The sequence below is a fragment of the Ralstonia sp. A12 genome (genome assembly GCF_000801955.1).
Taxonomy (GTDB): domain Bacteria; phylum Pseudomonadota; class Gammaproteobacteria; order Burkholderiales; family Burkholderiaceae; genus Ralstonia.
This window is the reverse complement of the sequence record NZ_JSZO01000016.1, coordinates 104833-121435: the sequence shown is the minus strand read 5'-3', so window position 1 is coordinate 121435 and position 16603 is coordinate 104833. Positions and strand designations below refer to the sequence as shown.

Here is a 16603-nt window from a genome sequence, read left to right as displayed (position 1 = left end):
ATCGGGCTCACCAAAAGCGATATTGAACCTCGGAGATTTCCATTTCACATGCGTGCCAGCCCGCGTTGGTGACGCATCCGCAACGCAATCGCTTGCTTCCTGCCGGCCGAGGCGCGACTTCGCAACTTGGTGGCCGTACATACCCTGATCGACCTAAAGCCCGCACCGGGCTTGCCGTTTGGCTCGTCCGGACTGCCGCGCCCAAGCTTTCGTCCGATGTGCATGACGGAAAGATCGCGCGACAGCGTTTTGATTTTGGGGAAGACAAGGACTGCAAATGAGCAAGGCACGCGCACGCGGATTTTCCATCCGGCAACGGTTCATGCTGTTGTCGGGAATTTTCGCCATTTTGATGGCCATGATCGTGGCGACGGTCATGGCGTTGAACAACAGCCGAGACGCCCTCAACAAGGCACACGAAAACCGCTACCGAGCCAACCAGCTGGCCACCGAATTGCGCCAGAGCTCCGACGACCTCACACGGCTGGCCCGTACCTACGTCGTCACCGGTGACGAACGCTACGAACAGCAGTACCTGGCCATTCTCGACATTCGTGACGGCAAGCGCGCCCGCCCGCAGCACTACGAGCGCATCTACTGGGACTTCGTGGCTGCCGACGACAAAGCGCCACGCCCCGACGGCGAAACCGCGCCGCTTATCACGCTGATGAAGCAGGCCGGTTTTACCGACGCCGAAATGGAAAAGCTGGAAGAGGCCAAGCGCAACTCCGATGCGCTGGTCAACACCGAAGTCATCGCCATGAACGCCGTCAAAGGCAAGTTTGATGACGGCAAGGGTGGCTTCACCAAGACCGGCACGCCGGATCTGGAGATGGCACGCAAGCTGATGCATGACCGCACGTACCACGTCAACAAGGCGAAGATCATGCGGCCGGTGGACGAGTTCTTCGCCATGCTCGACGAGCGCACCGCCAAGCAGGTCGCTGCCGCGTGGCAACGCTCCGAGCGCCTGGGGCAGGTGATCTACGTGCTGCTGGCGGTGTCGATGCTGGTGCTGGCCGCCATGCTGTGGCAGACCTATCGCGCCATCATGGGCCCGCTCGATGCGGCCATCGACGAGTTTTCACACATTGCCGGCGGTGATCTGCAACGGCACATCGAGTTGCAGGTCAGCGGCGAGATGGGCGTCATGATTAACAGCCTGCGCACCATGCAGCAAGCCCTGGTACGCACGGTGGGCGGCGTGCTGGTGAAGGCAGAGTCGATCAGCTCGGCCACCAGCCAGATCGCGGCGGGCAATCTGGATCTGTCTTCACGCACGGAAGAGCAGGCTTCGTCGCTGGAAGAAACCGCCGCCAGCATGGAAGAACTCACCACCGCTGTGCGCCAGAACGCTGAGAACGCCAAGCAGGCGAGCGCGCTGGCCAACACGGCATCGGAGGTGGCAGCGCAGGGCAACGAGGTGGTCGGCAAGGTCGTGCAGACCATGGGCGAGATCGAGAATGGCTCGCGCAAGATTGCCGAGATCACCGCGCTCATTGAAGGCATTGCTTTCCAGACCAACATCCTCGCACTCAACGCAGCGGTGGAAGCCGCACGCGCTGGCGAGCAGGGGCGCGGCTTTGCGGTGGTTGCCAGCGAGGTGCGCAGCTTGGCACAGCGTTCGTCGTCCGCCGCCAAGGAGATCAAGGCACTGATCGAGGAATCTGCACACGGTGTGCAGTCGGGCGCAAAGCTGGTGGGCGAGGCCGGCAACACCATGGCCGAGGTCGGCCAGGCCATCAAGCGTGTGACCGACCTGATGGGCGAGATTGCAGCGGCATCGCACGAGCAGAGTTCCGGCATCGACCAAGTCAACCTGGCCGTGAGCCAGATGGACGAAATGACGCAGCAGAACGCCGCACTGGTCGAGCAGGCCGCGGCGGCCGCGCATTCGCTGGAAGAGCAGAGCCAGGGGCTCAAGCAGGTGGTGTCGGTGTTCCGCATTGACCGGGCGGCTGTGCTGGGCTGACAGCTCCAGCGGTTGCAACGGCCCGAAAACGGGGCTGGTTCCCTGAAAAAGGGGAACCGGCCCTTTCCGTTTTGAAGGCGTATTCGGAACCGCCCCGAACGCACGCGACTCCGGCGATACTGGCGCCTTACGTCCGGTGCACGCATGCCGGGCGAAGGCTGTTCACCTTCAAGGAGCGGAGACCCAATGAAAGCGTCGTTCAAGCGTCGTGGTGCGGTGATCGGGCGGCTGTTGCGGCTCGTCATCGCAGTGGTGGTGGTGTTGGCGGCCTACGTGGCCTTTAATACGTGGCGGCACAGTTCGCGCCAGCTCGATGTACCTGCTGTCACGCCGGTGGCTGTGGATGGCCCGGCGGCTGCGGCGCACCTGGCCGAGGCCGTGCGTGCGCGCACCGTATCCAGCGCCACCGACGCGCAGTTGAATGCCGACCAGTTCCGCCAACTGCACGCGATGCTCGAAGCGCGCTACCCCAAGGCGCATGCGGCGCTGCAGCGCGAGCAGGTTGGGGACTTCGCGCTGCTCTACACCTGGAAGGGCTCTGATCCGTCATTGTCGCCGATCATGCTGATGGCGCACCAGGACGTCGTCCCCATCGCCCCTGGCACGGAAGGCGACTGGACTCAACCGCCCTTCGACGGCGTGGTGAAGGACGGTATGGTCTGGGGCCGTGGCGCGTGGGACGACAAGGGCAACCTGATCTCGCAGATGGAGGCCATCGAATTGCTGGCCGCCAGCGGCTTCAAGCCGCGCCGCACCATCCATCTGGCCTTTGGTGCGGATGAGGAAGTGGGTGGCGACCGTGGTGCGAAGCAGATTGCCGCGCTGCTCAAGTCGCGCGGCGAGCGCCTCGATTTCGTGATTGATGAAGGGCTGCTGATTACCGAAGGTGTGCTGCCGGGGCTGACCAAGCCGGCGGCGCTGATCGGCGTGGCGGAGAAGGGCTTCCTGTCGATGCAGCTCAAGGTGTCGGCCACGCCGGGGCATTCGTCGATGCCGCCGCCGCATGGCCAGAGCGCCATTGCCATGATGAGTGCCGCGCTCAAGCGTCTGGACGACGATCAACTGCCCGCCGGCATTCGTGGCGTGGCGCAAGAGATGTTCCAGACACTGGCGCCTGAGATGCAAGGCTTCAGCCGTGTCGCGCTGTCTAACCTGTGGCTGTTCGGCCCGATGGTGCAGAAACAGTTGGAGGCATCTGCCAGTTCCAACGCCATGCTGCGCACCACCACGGCGTTGACCGTTATCCAGGCCGGCAACAAAGACAACGTGCTGCCCGGCCGCGCTGAAGCCATCGTCAATTTCCGCCTGCTGCCGGGCGATACCGTGGCATCGGTGACCGAGCACGTGGAGAGTGCCGCCAAGGCCGCTGCGCCCGCTGGCAAGTTCGAGCTGAGCCCCTTGCCCGGCGTGAGCGAAGCGTCGCCCGTGTCGCCCACGCAATCGACGTCGTATCAGTTGATCAACAAGACGGTGCGTGAGCTGTTTCCGGGCACGGTGGTGGCGCCGGGGCTGATGATCGGTGCAACGGATTCGCGTCACATGATCGGCATTGCCGACCACGTGTATCGCTTCTCACCGGTGCGCGCCAAGCCGGAAGACCTGCCGCGCTTTCATGGCACGAATGAGCGGATTACCGAGGCCAACCTGGTCGAGCTGATCCGCTTCTACCACCGGCTGGTGCAGCAGGCGGCGGGCTGAAGCGCAGGCCGTTCAGGCACGAGCACCGGCTCAGCGCTCACTGTCCGTGGGCGCTCTGTTGCTCGTGTGATGGCTTTGGCGTGGACGGTGCCTTTGCGCGCCGCCCACGCGTAGCGAGCCAGCACAGGATCGACCCTGCCACCACTATCGACGCGCCTTTCCAGAACGCGAACGACAGCGGGGCATGCAGCAGCGTGGCCGCCAGCGCCGCAGAAAACACGGGGATGAAGTACGACGCACCCGCCAGCACCGTGACGTTGCCGTGCAGGATGCCGACGTTCCAGGCCGCATAACCGAACCCCATGGCGGACGCCGCCAGCGCAAGGTAGATGACCGCCGAGACGCTGAAGTGCATCGCGCCGCCGCCCGTGGCGAAGAATTTGATCCACAGGGTGAGCGCCGTCAGCATGAAGAACAGCGTGACGCCGTTCTTGCCCTCGGCAATGCGGGCGGTGACTGTGCAGTACGCCGCCCAGATCACCGCCCCCGCAAAGGCTAATCCGTAGCTGAGCGGGTTGTCCTTCACGTTCGCGGCCATGCCGGCAATATCCAGCCCCTGGTCGCCGCCGAGCACCAGGCAGATCCCCAGGATGGAGACCAACGCGCCCGGCACGATCAGGGCATTCGCCCGCTGCTTGTTGAATGCAATGGCCGACAGCATCGTGAACGTCGGCCAGAGGTAGTTGACCATCCCCACCTCGATCGCCTGCCGGCCGCTGTTGGCATAGCCGATCGACAGCGACAGGCACAGCTCGTAGGACACGAACAGCAGGCTGCCCCACAACAGATAGCGCCGGGGAAAGGTCTTCAGGTTGCCAAGGCCCACCGAGAACACCAGCAGCACCGACGCCACCGTATAGATCATGGCGGCGCCGCCCACCGCCCCCAGGTTCTGGCTGACACCGCGGATCAAGCCAACGATCGAACTCCATAGCAACACCGCGATGAGCCCGATGAGTGTTGCCTTACTTTTGCTTTGCATAACGCTTGCCTGCACGGATTGCTCGATCTGAAGTCAATACTGTCTATACCTACCACACCCCGTTCCACCCTGACCAGCCGGACGCGGCCCTGGCCGAAACGGTAGGGTATCCACGGGGAAGCTTGATGGGCAAAGGGGCGATGGGCGGCCAGTTTAACAATCGGACCCGCAGGCCCCGGCCGTGATCTGAAGTGTTCGTGAAAGATGCTGAACAGTTCAGCAAAACTGTTCACAACTGTTCATGTCAATGCCTTGATGCGCCGCGCAAGATGGGGTTGTGCCGACCAGCAGTGCCCACTATCTAATAAATCCACCACGAACCCCGGCACAAGGAGTCTCCATCATGCGCGAAATCAGGATCTTCGAACTGGACCGGCCGGGCGTGCCGGTGAGCTGGCGGTCGGCACGGACCCAAACCATCGCCGCACAAGCCGGGTTGCTGTGGGTCACGCAAGAGCACCAGTTGCAGGACATCTGGCTCAAGCCCGGCCAATCGATTGACGTACCGGCGGGGGTGCGCTTCTGGCTCTCCGGCGACCCCGTAGACGGTGTGGCGGCGCGCTTTGCCGTAACAGAAGACATCAACGCGCCGCGCCGTCTGCTGCGCTTCATTGGCCAGCTGGTGGCCGCCGCCTATCGGCAGGTTCTGCGCGACGACGGGCGTGATGCCACGCGTACACCGTCGGCTCTGCGGATTGGTACCTGAGGGTACTAAGCCGGAAACACCAGCCGGAACTCAGTCCGCCCGGTTGATCCATCGGGCGTGCTGCTGGCCTGCACCGTACCCCCGTGCAGGTCCATGATGGTCTTCACGATGGCCAGTCCCAACCCTGTGGACTGGCTCGATTGCGCCACGGATTGTGCCCGTGAGGGGTCGCCCCGGTAAAACCGCTCGAACAGCAGCGGCAGATTGGCGGCCGGAATGGTCGGCCCCGGGTTGCACACGGCAATGCCGATCTCCTGCGGTAAGTGCTCCACCACGACGTCGATGCGCTCGCCAGTTGGCGTGTAGCGCAGTGCGTTGTCCAGCAGGTTGTTGATCGCCCGGCGCAGCAGAGTCGCGTCTGCGTGCACCTGCGCATCGCCGGTGACGTGGATGGCGATGTCGCGATCGGCGGCCACGGCCTCGAAGTAGTCCACCAGCACTTGAATCTCGTGCCGCGCATCCAACGGCGCCACAGACAGCGCCACGCGCGCGTGGTCAGCGCGTGCCAGAAACAGCATGTCTTCGATCATGTGCGACAGGCGCGCGTATTCCTCCAGGTTGGATTCGAGCACGCTGCGGTACTCCTCCACCGTACGCGGGTGGGCGAGCGTGACCTCGGTCTGACCGACCAGGTTGGCCAGCGGTGTACGGAAGTCGTGCGCCAGGTCTGCCGAAAACTGCGAGAGCCGCGCAAAGCCGTCTTGCAAGCGCGTGAGCATGGCGTTGAGCGAGGCCATCAGGTCCGCCAGTTCGCGCGGCGCCCCCTCAAGTGCGAGGCGTGTGTCGAGTTGGCTGGGCACCACTGCCGCCGCCTGCCGGCCGATGCGTTCCAGGCCCCGCAATGTGCTACGCACCAGCAACAGGCTCAGCAGCGCCACGGCAGCGACACCGCCAATCACCGCAAAGACGATGTGCCGCTGGTAGTTGGCCAGTAGTGCGGCACGGCTGTCGCCATCCTGCGCCACCAGCACGATGACCTTCGTGCCCGTTTGCCCAAGCCATGCCTCCGCCGCCACCGCCCGAGACGTGATGCCCGTCATGGACGTCCATGTATGCACGGACGATTCCGTTGGCGGCGCAGTCGCCTGAACCACGCGTGGCATCGTCACCTGTTCGCCTTCGGGGTTCACTTCCACCAGCGTGCGTCCTTCCGGCATGGCAATGCGCAGGATCAGCCCGTCGTGGCCCGACACCACGTCGGTATAGCGGTGCGCATTGCGTGTCAGATCGTCTGCGCTGGTTGCCTCGCTGGCCAGGTGGCGCAGTTGCGTGATCTTGCCGAGCAGCATGGCATCGTCGGTGGCGCGCAACTGGGCGTTGAGTGCGTAGTCCAGATACGCGCCGGCTGCCGTGAGCGTGACTGCAGCCACCACAACGAAGGCCAGCACCAGCCGGCTGGCGAGCGACGCAGGCCAGCCCATCAGCGGATCGTCTCGTCCAGCACGTAGCCCATGCCACGCAGCGTGTGGATCAGCTTGTGCTCGAAGGGGTCGTCCATCTTGGCGCGCAGGCGGCGGATCGACACGTCGACCACGTTGGTGTTGCTGTCGAAGTTCACATCCCACACCTGCGAGGCAATCAGCGAGCGTGACAGCACTTCGCCCGCGCGGCGCGCCAGCAGGTGCAGCAGTGCGTATTCCTTGGCGGTCAGGTCGATCTTGCGGCCGGCGCGCGTGACGCGGCGCTTGATGGTGTCGATGGTCAGGTCGGCAATCTCGAGGACGTCGCTCTCGCGCATCGGACCGCGCCGCAAGATGGTGCGCACGCGCATGACCAATTCGGCAAAGGCAAAGGGTTTGACGAGGTAATCGTCGGCGCCCAGTTCCAGGCCTTTGAGGCGGTCGTTCAGATCATCGCGCGCGGTCAGGAACAGCACTGGCGTGCTCTTGTGGCGGCGCAACTGCTGGATGACCTGCCAACCGTCCATGCCCGGCAGCATGACATCGAGCACGATCAGGTCGTAGTCGTGTTCCATGGCCTGGAAGAGGCCATCGGGGCCAGTACGGGCGAGGTCGGCCACGAAGCCGGATTCCGTCAGGCCTTTCAGGAGGTAGTCGCCCGCCTTGGGCTCGTCTTCAACGATAAGCAGTCGCATGATGAAAGTTGCGGACGTGTCTTGCCCGCCTTGGCTGCCGATGCCGCCACGATATGCCAAAACCCCGGCCCAGGGGCCGAAGATGACAAGTTTGTCATGTTCAGGTCATGCCGGCGTGGCGACCCCCTCCCTAGACTGGCCGCACTGACACCGCCCCCTTCCTGTCTTGCTGGTGTCAGGTTTCTTTAGGAGATCATCATGGCGATTCGATTCCAACGTGCACTGCTGCCTCTGGCCACCTCTGCCGCACTGGCTGCGTTGTTGACTTCCGGCGCTGCCGTGGCTGCGCAAGACCATCACGACGCCTGCGGTCACCCACAGGTGAAGTCGATGGCCGCGCCGCTCGCCAAGGCTGGCCCGCGTGACCCCTACACCGACGGTGCCAAGACCGGCGCACGCGATCCGTACACCGATGGTGCTGCCGCACAAGCCATGCTCGAAGCCCGCATCGGCCCGCGTGACCCGTACACCGATGGTGGCCTGACCGACACGCGCGGCCCGCGCGAGCGCAACCCGTACACCGACGGCGCCCTCGTGTGATGCATCGCAAGCCCTGGCTCTACCGGCCCGTTGGAGCGGCCCTTGCGTGTCTTCTGGCCGCTCCCTTGGCCGCCGTGGCGGTAACTGACCCTATCACCCCGGTGGCCCAATCTGGGCGTGCCGATGTGGTGGTCGGCCAGACCGAACGCGTGACGCTGCAGCAGGCGGTTGAACGCGCCATGCAGACGCATCCCGCGTTGGCGGCCGCCGGCTACGAGGTTGCCGCGAGTGAAGGCGCTCTGGACCAGGCGCGCCGCCTGCGCAATCCCGAAGCCGCCTTCACCACCGAAGACGTGCGCCGCAACCGCGCCACCATGACGGCGCAACTCAATATCCCGCTGGAGTTGGGCGGCAAGCGTTCGGCCCGCACGCGTGCGGCCGAATTGGGGCGTGATGCTGTTTCGCAGGATGCTGCCGTGCTGCGCGCCGAATTGCGCGCCGACGTGACACGTACGTTTTTCGATCTGGTGATCGCGCAAGAGCGCCTGACGCTGGCGCGGGCCTCTGATGCATTGGCCGCGCAGGCCGAGTCGGCAGCGGCGCGTCGCGTACAGGCGGGCAAGGTGTCGCCGGTTGAACAGACCAAGGCCGGTGTGGCGCGTGCCAGCGCGGCCATCGAACTGCGTGATGCCGGTGCCGAACTGCTGGTCGCACAACGTGCCTTGTCTGCGTTCTGGGGCGGCGCTGCTGCGGCACCGGAAGCTGACGGCAGCGCAGAGACACTACCCATCGTGCCGGCCGAAGCGCGCCAGGCAACGAACGCTTTGGACAACACCCCTCGCGCCGTGCGCGCCCGTCTGGAGATCGACCGCCGCCAGGCGCTGGCCAACGTGGAGCGCAGCAAACGCGTGCCCGACGTGACCGTCAGCGTTGGGGCCAAACGCGACAGCAGCGCGAACAACAACATGGCGGTGCTCGGCATTGCCGTGCCGCTGCCGTTGTTCGATCGAAACCAAGGCAACCTGCTCGAAGCACAGCGCCTGGCCGACAAGGCCTTCGAAGACTATCGCGCGCTGCAACTTGAGCAGAACGCCACGCTGGCGCAAGACGTCGCGCGGCTCGATGCAGCGCGCACGGCGGTGCAGTCATTGCGCCAGGATGTGCTGCCCGGTGCGCAGCGCGCCTATGACGCCGCACGCATCGGCTTTGATGCCGGCAAGTTCAACTTTCTCGATGTGCTGGATGCTCAGCGCACGCTGTTCCAGGCGCGTGCGCAGTACCTCGCCGCGTTGTCGCGCGCGCATCAGGCGGCGGCCGGCATCGATCGCATTCTCGGCCGGTGATCCGGCATTCCACTCTCTTCTGACATGACACTTCCACCGCAACAACGGCGCGCCATCGCGCTCATCGTCGTGCTGGGCGCGTTGGCCGCCGCCGGGCTGTGGTTCGGTATGGGCGCCCGCCAGGCCGCCACTGCTGAAGCTGAAGCGGCACCTGCGCCTGCCGCTGCAGAGCAGGCCGAAGCGCCGCACGCCGAGACGCTTGCCATGACGGCCGAGGCCGTCGCCAATGCCAAGATCGGCATGGAGACGGCGGGTGCGACGGAGCTGCGCACGGAAGTCGTCCTGCCCGGTGAGATCAAGCTGAACGAAGACCGCACCGCGCACGTGGTGCCGCGCGTGGCCGGTGTGGCCGAGAAGGTGGTGGTGGAACTGGGGCAACCCGTGAAGCAGGGCCAACTGCTCGCGGTGCTGTCGAGCCCAGCGTTGTCGGACCAACGCAGTGAACTGCAGGCTGCGCAACAGCGCCTGGCGCTGGCACAGGAAACCCACGCACGCGAGAAGCGCCTGTGGGAGCAGGGCATTGCCGCCGAACAGGATTACCAGCAGGCGCGCACATCGTTGCAGGAGGCGCGCATCGCGGCCGACAACGCGCGTCAGAAGCTGGCGGCCATCGGTGCGGCGCCATCAGGGGCGGCACTCAACCGCTTTGAACTGCGCGCGCCGTTTGACGGTGTGGTCGTTGCCAAGCACTTGTCGCAAGGTGAGGCCGTGCAGGCTGAGACCGCGGTTTTTACCGTGGCTGACCTGCGTACCGTGTGGGCAGATTTCTCCATCACTGCCAAGGACCTGGAAGCGGTGACCACCAACGCCGCCGCCACCGTGCATGCCACTGCCACCGGCACATCCGTGCAGGGCAAGGTGTCGTACGTGGGCGCCTTGCTGGGCGAGCAGACGCGTACGGCGCCCGCGCGCGTGACGCTCGACAACCCCAAGCTGGCGTGGCGTCCGGGCATGTTCGTCAACGTATCGGTCGAGTCCGGTCGTGTGCCGGTGCCCGTGGCCGTGCGTGCCGATGCCGTGCAGACCGTCGACGACAAGCCCTCGGTGTTCGTACCCGTGCAGACGGGTTTTGAGGTACGCCCCGTCAAGACCGGCCGTACCGATGGCACGTGGACGGAAATTCTCGAAGGCCTGCCAGCCGGCACGCGTTACGCCGCCGCCAACAGCTACGTGCTGAAGGCCGAAGCCGGCAAGTCCGCCGACCACGGCCACTAAGAGGAGGCGCCATGTTTGAACGCCTTCTGCGCACCGTCATCGCGCAACGCTGGCTGGTGCTGCTGGCCGTGCTGGCCGCCGCCGCATTCGGCGCGTACAGCTACACGCGCCTGTCCATCGATGCGGTGCCCGACATCACCAATGTGCAGGTGCAGATCAACACGCCGGCACCTGGCTACTCACCGCTGGAGACGGAGCAGCGCGTCACCTATCCGCTGGAAACCGCCATGGCCGGGCTGCCGAAGCTGGAGCAGACGCGCTCGCTGTCACGCTATGGCCTGTCGCAGGTGACGGTGATCTTCAAGGAAGGCACCGACATCTACTTCGCACGCCAGTTGGTGAGTGAACGCCTGCAGGCCGCCAAGGAGCAACTGCCCGCAGGTATGGCGCCGACCATGGGCCCGGTCTCCACCGGCCTGGGCGAGATCTATCTCTGGACGGTTGAAGCCGACGCCAACGCGCGCAAGCCAGACGGCACCGCGTACACGCCGGCTGACCTGCGCGAGCTGCAGGACTGGGTGATTCGCCCACAGATCCGCAACGTGCCGGGCGTGACCGAGGTGAACACCATCGGCGGGAATGCCCGTGAATTCCTGGTGGCGACCAGCCCCGAACGCCTGGCCTCGTACAAGCTCACGCTGGCCGATGTGGTGGCCGCGCTGGACCGCAACAACGCCAACGTCGGCGCCGGCTACATCGAGCGCAAGGGCGAGCAATACCTCGTGCGCGCGCCCGGCCAGTTGCGTGATGCAGCCGACATCGGCAACGTGGTGCTCGCCAGCCCCAATGGCACGCCGGTGCGCCTGCGTGACGTGGCCACCATCGAGAGCGGCAGTGAACTGCGCACCGGCGCGGCCACCAGCAACGGGCGCGAAGTCGTGCTCGGCACGGCCTTCCTGCTGATGGGTGAGAACAGCCGCACGGTGTCGCAGGCGGTGGATAAGCGCATGCAAGAGATCCGCAAGACATTGCCGGCGGGCATTCGCGTGGAATCCGTGTACGACCGCACTGTGCTGGTCGACAAGGCCATCGCCACGGTCAAGAAGAACCTGCTGGAAGGCGCCATCCTGGTGATGGCGGTGCTGTTCCTCTTCCTCGGCAACCTGCGTGCAGCGGTGCTGACCGCGCTGGTGATTCCGCTGTCAATGCTGATGACATTCAGCGGCATGGTGTCGGCCAAGGTGAGTGCCAACCTGATGAGCCTGGGGGCGCTGGACTTCGGCATCATCGTCGATGGCGCGGTGGTGATCGTCGAGAACTGCGTGCGGCGCCTCGCCCATGCGCAGGAGGCCCGTGGCCGGCCGCTCACGCGTGCCGAGCGCTTTGAAGAAGTGTTTGAAGCCGCCCGCGAAGCGCGTCGCCCGCTGCTGTACGGCCAGCTCATCATCATGGTCGTGTACTTGCCGATCTTTGCGCTCTCCGGCGTGGAAGGGAAGATGTTCCACCCGATGGCGATCACGGTGGTGCTGGCGTTGGCCGCAGCCATGATCCTCTCCATCACGTTTGTGCCGGCGGCGGTGGCGCTGTTCATCGGCGAGCGCGTGGCGGAGAAGGAGAACCGCCTGATGGGCTGGGCGCGCCGGATGTATGCGCCGCTGCTCGAACGTGTACTGGCCGCGCCCGTTGTAGTGCTGACCTTTGCAGCCGTGGCGGTGACCGTTTCGCTGGTGGCTGCCACGCGCCTGGGCGCGGAGTTCGTGCCCAACCTGAACGAGGGCGATTTCTCCATCCAGGCGATGCGCGTGCCAGGCACGGGGCTGGCGCAATCGCTCGACATGCAGATGCAGATTGAACGCACGCTCAAGGCGAAATTCCCCGAGATCGAGCGCGTATTCGCGCGCACTGGCACGGCGGAAGTCGCCACCGACGTGATGCCGCCCAGCATCTCCGACGGCTACATCATGCTCAAGCCAGAGAAAGACTGGCCCGCCGGCCCCGACGGCAAGCGCCGCAGCCGAGACCAACTGCTCGCCGACATTCGCACGACGGTGGAGGCATTGCCCGGCAACGCGTATGAGTTCTCGCAGCCGATTCAACTGCGCTTCAACGAGCTGATCTCTGGCGTGCGCAGCGACGTGGCCGTCAAGCTGTTCGGTGACGACATGAACGTGCTCGAAGCGCAGGCCAGGATCGTGGCCGCGCAACTCGGAAAACTGTCTGGCGCTGCTGAAGTGAAGATCGAACAGACGGGCGGTCTGCCATTCCTGAACGTCGATATCGATCGCGACAAGGCAGCACGCTATGGGCTGTCCATCGGCGCCATTCAGGACACCGTGTCGGCGGCCATTGGCGGCAAGGATGCGGGTACGGTGTTCCAGGGAGACCGGCGCTTCGGCATCGTCGTGCGCCTGCCGGAAACCCTGCGCAGCGACCCAACCGCGCTCGGCCGTCTGCCGCTCGCGTTGCCTAACGGCCAGGGCTACGTGCCGCTGTCAGACGTGGCGACACTCAACGAGGTCACGGGCCCCAACCAGGTCAGCCGCGAAGACGGCAAGCGCCGCATCGTTGTCAGCGCCAATGTGCGCGGGCGCGACATCGCTTCATTCGTGGAAGAGGCCCAGGCCGTGCTCGATGCACAGATGCGTCTGCCGACCGGCTATTGGATGGCGTGGGGCGGCCAGTTCGAGCAGTTGCAGTCCGCCACCGAGCGCCTGCAGATCGTGGTGCCGCTGGCGCTGGCCATGGTGCTTCTGCTGCTGTTCATGATGTTCGGCAACCTGAAGGATGGCCTGCTGGTGTTCTCCGGCATTCCGTTTGCGCTGTCGGGCGGCATCCTGGCGCTGGCGTTGCGTGGCATTCCGCTATCGATCTCTGCAGCGGTGGGCTTTATCGCGCTGTCTGGCGTGGCGGTGCTCAACGGGCTGGTGATGCTGAGCTTCATCCGCAGCCTGCGTGAAGACGGCAAGTCAGTCGACGAGGCTGTGCGGGAAGGGGCGCTGACGCGTCTGCGCCCGGTGCTGATGACGGCGTTGGTGGCTTCGCTTGGCTTCGTGCCGATGGCACTGGCAACCGGCACCGGCGCTGAAGTGCAACGCCCGTTGGCGACTGTGGTGATCGGCGGGATTCTGTCGTCGACCGCACTGACGCTGCTGGTGTTGCCGGTGCTGTACCGGTTGGCCTATCGACGTGATGACGGGCGGGAGGGGGCAACGGCGCAGGCGGATGCGGTGGTGCCATCCGGTGCGCCGTAGCGGGCGGGCTTACTCGGCCTGCAGTGCCGCGATGATCTTCTCGGCGTGTACCTTGAGCTTGTCGCTATCGGCTTGTACGCGGGCATGCGGTTGCAGCGGGGTATCGCTGTAGCGCGGCAGCACGTGGAAGTGCACGTGCGGCACGGTCTGGCCGGCAGCGCTGCCGTTGAGCTGGAAGATGGCAATGCCCGGCGGCGTGAAGGCCGCGCGCACGGCACGGGCCAGCTTGCGCGTGGTGCGGATGGCGGCCGAGGCGGCCTCATCCGACAGGTCGAACAACTCCGCCGCGCCTTCCTTGGGCAGCACCAGAACGTGGCCGTCGGCCTGCGGCATGATGTCCATGAAGGCGACGGTGTGGTCGTCTTCGTACACCTTGATGCAGGGCAGTTCGCCGCGCAGGATCTTGGCAAAGATGTTCTGGTTGTCGTACGTCGCGTCAGGCATGGAAGTCTCCGGCAAAACAGAAAAGGGCAGCGCGCAGTATATCTGTCGCTGGCGACGACACGTGTGGCGCGAACTTGGCGTAGATCAAGTGGCGCCCTCGTCCGCGGACAGCGGCGCGGCAACCTGCTCCAGTGGTTTGCGCTCGGCAGCGGTACCCCAGCGCGCCTGTATGGCGGCAGCCAGCAGCATGAGCACCGCGCCGAATGTGTAGCCGGCAAAGACGGCGCTGCGTGCGTGTGTGTCGATCAGCCAGCCGAACAGCGCGGGGCCGGCCACACCGCCCAGTCCTGTGCCCACCGCATAGAACAGCGCAATGGCCAGTGCGCGCACTTCCAGCGGAAAGGTCTCGCTCACCGTCAGGTACGCCGAGCTGGCAGCGGCGGAGGCAAAGAAGAACACCACCGTCCACGCCAGCGTCTGCGTGGCGCTGTCGAGCACGCCTGCGTTGAACAACGCGCCGCTGGCGAGTAACAGCACACCGCTGACCGCATAGGTGGCGGCAATCATCGTGCGCCGGCCCAGCGCGTCGAACAGCCGCCCGAGCAGCAGCGGCCCCAGAAAGTTGCCCAACGCAAATGGCAGCAGGTAGGTGCCGACCCTCGTGGCGGGCACATCGTAGAAATCGGTCAGCACAAGCGCGTAGGTGAAGAAGATCGCGTTGTAGAAGAACGCCTGCGCGGCCATCAATGCAAGGCCCACCAGCGCGCGTTGGCGATGCTGCACGAGCAGTACGCGCGCAACTTCCCGCAAGTGGGGATGCGCGCGTGTGCGCAAGCGCAGCGCAGGGAGCGGCGTAGTGTCGAAGCGATGGCCCTGCGCCGTGATCGCGTTTTCGATCTCGCTGACGATGGCCTGCGCCTCGTCATGGCGGCCACGTGTGAGCAACCAGCGCGGGCTTTCGGGAATCCAGAAGCGCATGACCAGGATGACCAACCCAAGCGCCGCACCGATGAAGAAGCACAGCCGCCAGCCCATATCGATCGACACATGCGCCGGGTCCAGGAGCCACAGCGACGCCCCGGCCCCCAACGCTGCACCTACCCAGAACGTGCCGTTGATGGCGAGATCCGTCCAGCCGCGCACGCGCGCCGGTGTCAGCTCCTGAATGGTCGAGTTGATGGCCGCGTATTCCCCGCCGATGCCCGCGCCCGTGAGCATCCGAAAGACGACAAGGCTGGCGAAGCTCCACGAGAACGCCGTCGCGGCGGTGGCCGAGATGTAGACGCCGAGTGTGATGAAGAACAGCTTGCGGCGCCCAAGCAGATCGGTCAGCCAGCCAAACAGCAGCGCGCCCAGCACCGCGCCGACAAGGTAGGCGCTGCTGGCCATGCCGACCTGTGCGTTGGTGAGTTCCAGCACCGGGCTTTGCTTGAGTGCACCGGCCACGGCGCCGGCCAGCGTCACCTCCAGCCCGTCGAGCAGCCACGTGATACCCAACGCCACGACCACGCGCGTATGGAACCGGCTCCACGGTAGGCGATCGAGCCGGCTGGGTAGATCAGAGGATTGAAACGCGGGCGAATCGGGCATCGCGGCACATTCGATCTGGAATGCGCGCGATGCAGCACGATTTATTCCTGCGTGGCCCCGCTTGAACCAGTGAGCGGTGCGCCGGCCAGCAGCGTGTCTTCAAAAAAGCGGCGGCGGGCGTCCTTGTCGGGCTTGCTGCCCTGGTGCCACAGCGTGGCTTCGGAGAGCTGGTAGGCGTACAGCATGAAGGCGCGTGTCTTGGCGTCCTTGCGCGCAAAGCCAATCGCCTGGAAGTGCTGGACGTAGTAGTCCATGCGGTGCTCGTCGACGGTTTCGACGGCCTCTTGCGCCATCGGATCACGCCGCGCCCACGCGCGAATGGCGAACTCGATCATCGCCGTGCGTCGTGCACTGCGGCCGCGAAACGGCAGCGCCAGCAGATCACGCACGAGGCCCTGCACCGACGGGTTTTGCCGTTCGAGTTTTGGGCCGACGCGGGTGCGCTCGCTCCAATCCTGCAGCACCTGGTGCAGCAGGTCGTCGCGGTTCTTGAAGTGCCAGTAGAAGCTGCCGCGGGTGACTTCCAGTTGTTTGGCAAGCACGTCGACGCGCACGGCGTCGATGCTCTTGGTGACGAGCAGATCAGTGGCCGCGCGCACCCAGTCATTGGGTGTGAGCTGCGCGCGAGGCGCGGTGGTGGCGGTGGATTCGGCGTCGACGGGTGCGTCGTGTTCGTCGATCAGCGGGGAGGGCATGCGCACCTCGTGCGGCTTGGACATGAAGGCGGATTCTAGCGGCGCTGACACCGCTGTCCAGCGCTTAAATCAAGCTGACGCCCCCAGGTTTGCGCGGGTTGACATGTCAATAAACGCGCTCCTACCATGCACATACGTTTGTGTATGGAAGGATCGAGCTACCGTAAGCCTCGGTTTGCGGTTTTGTGCAAGAACCATGCTCGACGATGCCTTCTGCACGGCGTCTAACGATAAGACATCAGGAGACATTTG

The 16603-nt window shown here is 65.0% G+C and carries 13 protein-coding genes; 7 read left to right on the top strand and 6 right to left on the bottom strand.

The features are described from left to right. The first annotated feature begins 277 nt into the window (after window positions 1–277). Both PI87_RS19055 and PI87_RS19050 read left to right on the top strand, forming a co-directional pair. Window positions 278–1972, top strand: coding sequence for a methyl-accepting chemotaxis protein (locus PI87_RS19055; protein ID WP_039599288.1), 1695 nt, complete (start codon window positions 278–280; stop codon window positions 1970–1972). 186 nt (window positions 1973–2158) lie between these two features. Continuing rightward, entirely contained in the window at window positions 2159–3670 is a 1512-nt protein-coding gene (locus PI87_RS19050; RefSeq protein WP_039599287.1) for a M20 family peptidase, read from the top strand. Between the two features lie 37 nt (window positions 3671–3707). On the opposite strand, the gene yddG is transcribed toward PI87_RS19050, so the two are convergent. Next, complete coding sequence (gene yddG, locus PI87_RS19045) at window positions 3708–4652, bottom strand: aromatic amino acid DMT transporter YddG (RefSeq protein WP_039599286.1); 945 nt, start codon at window positions 4650–4652, stop codon at window positions 3708–3710. Window positions 4653–4995: 343 nt separating this feature from the next. Here yddG and PI87_RS19040 point away from each other — a divergent pair, with 343 nt between their 5' ends. Beyond that, window positions 4996–5358 (top strand): DUF2917 domain-containing protein, encoded by a 363-nt coding sequence (locus PI87_RS19040; RefSeq protein WP_039599285.1) that lies wholly within the window; start codon window positions 4996–4998, stop codon window positions 5356–5358. A gap of 5 nt (window positions 5359–5363) precedes the next feature. On the opposite strand, the gene PI87_RS19035 is transcribed toward PI87_RS19040, so the two are convergent. Together PI87_RS19035 and PI87_RS19030 are read right to left on the bottom strand one after the other, a co-directional pair. Next, on the bottom strand, window positions 5364–6782 hold the full coding sequence (locus PI87_RS19035; protein ID WP_039599356.1) for a heavy metal sensor histidine kinase: 1419 nt from the start codon (window positions 6780–6782) through the stop codon (window positions 5364–5366). Further along, window positions 6779–7453: a heavy metal response regulator transcription factor gene (locus PI87_RS19030; protein ID WP_039599355.1), complete on the bottom strand. Its 675-nt coding sequence runs from the start codon at window positions 7451–7453 to the stop codon at window positions 6779–6781. The genes PI87_RS19035 and PI87_RS19030 overlap by 4 nt, the downstream gene beginning before the upstream one ends. Window positions 7454–7651: 198 nt before the next feature. Here PI87_RS19030 and PI87_RS19025 point away from each other — a divergent pair, with 198 nt between their 5' ends. Genes PI87_RS19025 through PI87_RS19010 form a run of 4 tightly spaced genes read left to right on the top strand, consistent with a single transcriptional unit; the run spans window position 7652 to window position 13682 of the window. Beyond that, window positions 7652–7993, top strand: coding sequence for a hypothetical protein (locus PI87_RS19025; RefSeq protein WP_039599284.1), 342 nt, complete (start codon window positions 7652–7654; stop codon window positions 7991–7993). Further along, window positions 7993–9276, top strand: a complete 1284-nt coding sequence (locus PI87_RS19020; RefSeq protein ID WP_039599283.1) for a TolC family protein — start codon at window positions 7993–7995, stop codon at window positions 9274–9276. The genes PI87_RS19025 and PI87_RS19020 overlap by 1 nt, the downstream gene beginning before the upstream one ends. Window positions 9277–9300: 24 nt before the next feature. Beyond that, complete coding sequence (locus PI87_RS19015) at window positions 9301–10491, top strand: efflux RND transporter periplasmic adaptor subunit (RefSeq protein WP_039599282.1); 1191 nt, start codon at window positions 9301–9303, stop codon at window positions 10489–10491. Window positions 10492–10502: 11 nt separating this feature from the next. Further along, window positions 10503–13682 (top strand): efflux RND transporter permease subunit, encoded by a 3180-nt coding sequence (locus PI87_RS19010; RefSeq protein WP_039599281.1) that lies wholly within the window; start codon window positions 10503–10505, stop codon window positions 13680–13682. Window positions 13683–13691: 9 nt separating this feature from the next. Here the strand turns inward: PI87_RS19010 and PI87_RS19005 are convergent, their stop codons facing one another. The 3 genes from PI87_RS19005 to PI87_RS18995 all read right to left on the bottom strand — a co-directional run bounded on the left by PI87_RS19005 (window position 13692) and on the right by PI87_RS18995 (window position 16351). Further along, window positions 13692–14126, bottom strand: coding sequence for an HIT family protein (locus PI87_RS19005; RefSeq protein ID WP_039599280.1), 435 nt, complete (start codon window positions 14124–14126; stop codon window positions 13692–13694). A gap of 84 nt (window positions 14127–14210) precedes the next feature. Beyond that, window positions 14211–15656 carry an MFS transporter gene (locus PI87_RS19000; protein ID WP_039599279.1) on the bottom strand — a complete coding sequence of 482 codons (1446 nt, stop codon included), beginning with the start codon at window positions 15654–15656 and terminating at the stop codon, window positions 14211–14213. 41 nt (window positions 15657–15697) lie between these two features. After that, window positions 15698–16351 carry a TetR/AcrR family transcriptional regulator gene (locus tag PI87_RS18995; RefSeq protein ID WP_039599354.1) on the bottom strand — a complete coding sequence of 218 codons (654 nt, stop codon included), beginning with the start codon at window positions 16349–16351 and terminating at the stop codon, window positions 15698–15700. Window positions 16352–16603: the final 252 nt, after the last annotated feature.

Coding starts and splice junctions, on each gene's coding strand:
- PI87_RS19055 (WP_039599288.1), top strand. CDS start 278: ATGAGCAAGGCACGCGCACGCGGATTTTCCATCCGGCAACGGTTCATG.
- PI87_RS19050 (WP_039599287.1), top strand. CDS start 2,159: ATGAAAGCGTCGTTCAAGCGTCGTGGTGCGGTGATCGGGCGGCTGTTG.
- yddG (WP_039599286.1), bottom strand. CDS start 4,652: ATGCAAAGCAAAAGTAAGGCAACACTCATCGGGCTCATCGCGGTGTTG.
- PI87_RS19040 (WP_039599285.1), top strand. CDS start 4,996: ATGCGCGAAATCAGGATCTTCGAACTGGACCGGCCGGGCGTGCCGGTG.
- PI87_RS19030 (WP_039599355.1), bottom strand. CDS start 7,453: ATGCGACTGCTTATCGTTGAAGACGAGCCCAAGGCGGGCGACTACCTC.
- PI87_RS19025 (WP_039599284.1), top strand. CDS start 7,652: ATGGCGATTCGATTCCAACGTGCACTGCTGCCTCTGGCCACCTCTGCC.
- PI87_RS19020 (WP_039599283.1), top strand. CDS start 7,993: ATGCATCGCAAGCCCTGGCTCTACCGGCCCGTTGGAGCGGCCCTTGCG.
- PI87_RS19015 (WP_039599282.1), top strand. CDS start 9,301: ATGACACTTCCACCGCAACAACGGCGCGCCATCGCGCTCATCGTCGTG.
- PI87_RS19010 (WP_039599281.1), top strand. CDS start 10,503: ATGTTTGAACGCCTTCTGCGCACCGTCATCGCGCAACGCTGGCTGGTG.
- PI87_RS19005 (WP_039599280.1), bottom strand. CDS start 14,126: ATGCCTGACGCGACGTACGACAACCAGAACATCTTTGCCAAGATCCTG.
- PI87_RS19000 (WP_039599279.1), bottom strand. CDS start 15,656: ATGCCCGATTCGCCCGCGTTTCAATCCTCTGATCTACCCAGCCGGCTC.
- PI87_RS18995 (WP_039599354.1), bottom strand. CDS start 16,351: ATGCCCTCCCCGCTGATCGACGAACACGACGCACCCGTCGACGCCGAA.